The 5594-nt window shown below is 39.6% G+C and carries 4 protein-coding genes; 1 reads left to right on the top strand and 3 read right to left on the bottom strand.

All coding sequences use genetic code 11. The features are described from left to right. Both AC4CU2_RS18930 and AC4CU2_RS18925 read right to left on the bottom strand, forming a co-directional pair. Positions 1–374 (bottom strand): relaxase family protein (locus AC4CU2_RS18930; RefSeq protein ID WP_490769394.1); only part of this gene is annotated, 374 nt, incomplete at its 3' end. Then, positions 364–765 (bottom strand): MobC family plasmid mobilization relaxosome protein, encoded by a 402-nt coding sequence (locus AC4CU2_RS18925; RefSeq protein ID WP_004706792.1) that lies wholly within the window; start codon positions 763–765, stop codon positions 364–366. The genes AC4CU2_RS18930 and AC4CU2_RS18925, both read right to left, overlap by 11 nt. A gap of 1200 nt (positions 766–1965) precedes the next feature. Here AC4CU2_RS18925 and AC4CU2_RS18920 point away from each other — a divergent pair. Further along, entirely contained in the window at positions 1966–3921 is a 1956-nt protein-coding gene (locus tag AC4CU2_RS18920; protein ID WP_004870594.1) for an alkyl/aryl-sulfatase, read from the top strand. 232 nt (positions 3922–4153) lie between these two features. On the opposite strand, the gene AC4CU2_RS18915 is transcribed toward AC4CU2_RS18920, so the two are convergent. Beyond that, positions 4154–5594: relaxase family protein (locus tag AC4CU2_RS18915; RefSeq protein ID WP_490769393.1), on the bottom strand; the 1441-nt coding region annotated here is incomplete at its 5' end.

Genomic DNA, 5594 nt, shown 5'->3' with positions numbered 1-5594 from the left:
TTGCCTGTCGAAAGCTCAACGTTTGGAATCACAAAATTCAGCTCAAGCCGTGTCTCTCCAGTATCTTGATTCACCTTATCTTGGTGCTGTACCCATAAAATTTGGTACTGATCTTTATCGAGACCAGGGAAAAGGCATTCCTCAAAATTTTGCATGATCTGCTGTTTATCCTGGTCAGATAAAGCATGCTCGTAAAAGGATAAACAACCACTGGTATATTTCTTGGCAAAAGGACTGCTATCAATCAGTTGAGCGGTCAAGTCAACATCACCACTTAAAACCTGTGCATGTTCTCGCTCTCTATCTTCACCAAGCAAATAATCTAGACAACCTTTAGATAATCCTGAACCATGTCTAAAAAAATCAACGATCATCTGGTCGTAACTCCCGAAGTTGTTGATCTATGGAAATCAACAAATGAAGTAACTTCACTTTGTCAAAAGTACCTGTCCCTGCAATATCCGTATTAATCGCTTTGGCAATCTGATTCACGTTATTACCTATACGACCCAATTCTAGGATTAAATTTCTCTCTGTCTTGCTATATGAAGATTCAACAATCTTTGTTGATTTAATTTTTTCAGCATCATCTGCTTTGGAATTATAAATCTTTGTTGCTTTATCTACTGCTGACTGACGTAGCAACTTTGCGATTGAACCAAAAGGATTATTGGCATCGAGCAATTGATATTCTGATTCTGAAAGTCTGACTTTAAACGTCCGTTCCCGTACTACTTTCTGTTTAGTTACTGAATCTATTTCCACTTGAACAATCCCATTCTTGGTCTAACCGGTTTAGAGGAAAATCTTTGATTTTTCTTTAAACCGGTTTTCGGGGGTATCGGGGGTGAAGCCCCTGATCAAGGTCACAGCTTAGCACTATTAAATGAAGTGAAATAGGGGTAACTGTGTATCCTTGCTTATTTAAAAAGGGAAAGAATTATTTATACTAAAATTTAATCAAATGATACAGTATATAAACCCTAATAAGAACTGGCATAAATCTTGTAAAACAATAGCACTCAACTCTTTCTCACCACCACCACAGCCCTCGCTTTGCTCAGGCAGATGGTGAGCGTTGAGAGAGTTTCGGCAATACTCTCCCTAAGGGCTGTCATTCAAAAAATAACACATCCCCTAAGTATTGCCGATTTAACCTGATTAGGCTGACGGAGCCACGCATCGGTCGTATCCGCACCATGCTTCACATACATGGCAGACAAGGACTAAAGGTACTGCACCTCTCCCCACGCGCTCCCTGTCGAAGTATGGCGGTATCTCTGCGAGGATTTCTCCAACATGCAACTTAACCAACCTATACAACTACTCTCAACGCTCCGCTTTTGTGGGATTCCCCTGTAACGGTTCAGCTCCTGCTTCTCAGCTTTCACTATCGCTACGATGCACCAGTGACACTTATTCCCTCCACATGCACCGCATATCTTCCTTAAAAAGGATGCACAGAAGCTGATAAGGCTCGAATACTGTCTATGTATTGCTTATTGGATGAACGAGAGTCAGGTAACGAAAGACTTTTTACTGATACAATGCTTGCCATTTTTTATCAATTTGATAGAATTTGAAAAGCGGTACAAGCCGAAAGGTGAAATCATAACGGTCGTCAAACCTTATGATCTTCGTTACTTGATGCTCGAACATCAAATAACTGCGTACCACCAAATTTAAGACAAAACCCCTCTAAGTTGCAAGACTCAGAGGGGTTTTTCTTTAGGTTTTAACAAAATTTTTATTTTTCTCTCCTACTAACTCATGCCCAATAAGGACTGCGTAGTTTTAATAAAAACAGGTATATTCTTGTAAAATATTATTTTATGATTCCATCATAAAAAATGATGGCTGTTATTATAATGTTTGAATTGAAAAGCTTCTATTAATTCAACACATATCAAAAATAGTATAGACAAGGAAATCAACATTTATGGATATTTTGAAGAAGGAAAGACAATGAAAGTTAAATTTTTAACGGTTTCATTGATGTTTATTTTGCCATTTTCTGTTTTTGCAGCAAATGGACAAGTCGAAAAAGCGGTCATTGAATCAAATAATGCGTATAAAACGAAATATAATTTAGACGATATGACAGAGTTTAATTATGCGCAAAAAGGCTTTATTGCCAAGCCAACAGGTCAAATTAAAAGTGAAAAAGGCAATGTGATCTGGGATTTTGATGCGTTTAATTTTTTAAATGATCCAGCACCAAATACTGTTAATCCTGCACTATGGCGACAAGCAAAGCTCAACAATAATGTTGGTCTATTTAAAGTGACAGATCGAGTTTGGCAAATTCGTGGTTTTGATTTGGCAAATATGACCATTATTCAGGGTGATACTGGCTGGATTATTGTGGATACATTAACCTCTAAAGAAACGGCTGAAGCAGCACTTAAATTTGCTAGGCAGCATTTAGGTGAGCAAAAAATTTCAGCCATTATCTTTACCCATAGCCATATCGATCATTTTGGTGGTGCATTAGGCGTTCTTTCTACAGAAGAAATTAACGCTAGAAAAACCCCAATTATTGCGCCACAAGGCTTTATGGAAGAAGCGACCAGTGAAAATTTGATGGCAGGTTCAGCCATGATACGTCGTGCGACCTATATGTATGGAACCTTTTTACCAAAGAATGCTGAAGGATTGGTGGATACAGGTTTAGGTAAGGCTGTTGCTGTTGGGAAAATGGGAATCCTTGAGCCTACACAACTGATCACCCAAGCAGAACAGAAAATGACCATTGATGGTTTGGATTTTGTGTTTTATAACGTGCCGGGTTCAGAAGCGCCAGCAGAGTTAACCTTCTCTATCCCATCACTGAAACTTTATAATGGCGCAGAAATTCTTTCGCATACCATGCATAATCTTTATACCCTCCGCGGTGCCAAAGTCCGTGATGCCTTAAAATGGGTAGGCTATTTAGACCAAGCAATGCAGCATGCCAAAGCATCCGATGTATTGATTGCACAACATCATTGGCCTGTCTGGGGCAATGACAATATTCAAGATTTTATTAAAACCCAGCGAGATGTTTATAAGTTCACACATGATCAGACGGTGAGATATATGAACTCTGGTTTTAATGGTGCTGAAATTGCCGAGAAAATTCAGCTTCCAGCGGCACTTGATCAAAAGCTATATGCGCATGGCTATTATGGAACCTTAAAGCATAATGTAAAAGCGATATACCAATACTATATGGGATGGTTCGATGCTCATCCTTCCAATTTAGATCCATTACCGCCTAAAGCTGTTGCAAAAAAATATATTGAGTTGGCAGGTGGGGAGAATAATGCATTAAAAAATGCGCGGGATGCCTATGCTCAAGCTGACTATAGATGGGCTGCCGAGATTTTAAAACATATTGTGTTGAATAACCCTCAAAACCAACAAGCAAAAGACTTATTGGCAAATACGTATCGTCAATTGGGCTATGCTGCTGAGGCTTCAACTTGGCGTAATTTCTTTTTGGTGGGTGCTCAAGAGCTACAAAATAATGTACCCCTACAAAATACATCTGATCCGAGTGATTTATTGATTCACACGCCAACTGAAAGATTTCTTGAAGCCATGGCGACAAATTTAGATGTGGAAAATTTAAAAAATGAAAACCAGTGTATCAATCTGGTTTTGTCGGATACCCAAGAGAATTTTTCATTATGGGTTGAAAACTCAATCATGCAGTTTAAGCGTCATGATGACAGTAAAGATTTGGCATCGGATTGCCCAACATTAACCGTAACCAAGCCCTTATATCTAAAAATGATTACAGGTCAAATAAAAGGGGTAAAAGTCCTGCTTTCTAACGAAAGTAAAGTCAAAGGCAATCCATTGGAAATTGGAAAATTCTTTGCAATGTTTAAACGTCCAGACTCAACTTTTCCAATTGTCACTCGACCAAATGATTAGGATGAAATGACTGGGCTTAAAGAACCCTACCAAATTAAAGTCTCCGCTTTTATGTGCACACATTAGTGCACATAAATACAAAATTAGTTTAATTATTTCAATAATTTACAATCAATAAAAAAGCCTAACTTGTCTAAGTCGGGCTTTTTTATTGATTCTTCACGTTTCACGCCTAATATTTAATCATTGTTCCATATTTTTGATTAGCAACAGTCGGAATCGAGCATAAACCCTACATGCCAAAATTCATGCCCCGATCTCGCTTAGGTTGGGGCTGCTCCATTTCCTTTTTCCGTTCCTTCATTTGGACGATATTCGCTTCAATAGTTCGGACGTTTCGAGCAAATTCTGCTGAGCTTTGGCTACTTGTGACGAGACTGACCGTTGTGTGGTTGAGATTTTCTCCAGTACGTCCTCGTAATTCGTTGTAATTTGGCTCATCTCCCTGACTTTGCCATTGATCTGCTCGGTATAGGTCGCTGTATTTTTTTCCAATTCGTGAAATTGTGTCTGTATTGTCGATAATGACTTTTGTGTTTGCACTAAGTCTGTCTGTACGCTCTCCATTGCCTTTGATTGTGCTGATAAGGCTTGGATAATTTTCTTTTGCATCACGTCTAAACTCTGCTGTTGCTGCTGCAACTGAGTTTGTTGTTGCTGTAATTGCTGCTGTTGTTCTTCGATGATTTTCAATAACTGTGTTTCTAATTCGGTCATCACTTAATACCCCATCGGCACCATGAAGTTGTTCTGCCAATCCCCTGCGTCCTTGTTGATCTGAATACATAGACGTTGGGCTTTGCTGTTTTGCTGTCTGCATGTGCTGAACGTCAAACTGCCCCCCGATCGGTTCAGGTGATCCACTCGCATTTGTTTCTCGTTGATGGTCATATTGAGTGTCCGTATCTCGTTGTACTTGCTTTTGCCCATAAAACCGAGCGCAATAATGAGAATAATTAAAATAGCAGCTCCCAAAATCATTGCCATATTCAAAGTGGTAAGCTGTTTCAGTAGGCTTTTGTTCTGAACTTGCTGTTCTTTTGTCTGTATCTGCTCGTTCATTTGCTTTAAACGGCTCAATTTGGACTGTAGCAAGGCTTGGTACTGGTCGAGCTGCTTCTCGATCTGCTGTGAGCTGTTCTGTAGGTTCTGCGCTAATTTCTCGTCTGACTGCTGGATAGCGGTCGCTGTGATATTGGCTCTTGTGCTCAAGCTGTCTTTGATAATCTGTGACGTTTGCTCGATACCGCTCAGAAGTTGTTCCTCGGTACGTTGCAATTCGCTGTTGTACTTCTTGTCGATATTCGCCAGTAGCGCTAAAGCCTTGCTCATAAACCTCTCCACTTAAACGGATAGGACGTGTTGCGCCCTCGTATGGATTTTCGATTGATATTGATTTTTGGGTTTGTCGGGTGACTTTGATTTCATTCGATTCAAGCCATTCAACCAATTTTTGCCGATCGGCAACTTTGCCATCGACTACAGCTTGGTAAATCCTTTGGTGTAACTGATCTTTAAAATCCTTCACATCCTTGGGTAAGTTCTTCTTATTGATTAAAAGCTGCTGATTGTTCGGATCATCGGGATCATATAGTTGATGTTCTGCATTGGTAATCTGCTTAAACAGATCCACTCGATCTAAATCCACTGGCGCATAAAATGGCTGTAGCCGT

This window comes from Acinetobacter sp. 797_lipA, from assembly GCF_058243025.1.
This window is presented reverse-complemented; position numbering and strand designations above follow the sequence as displayed.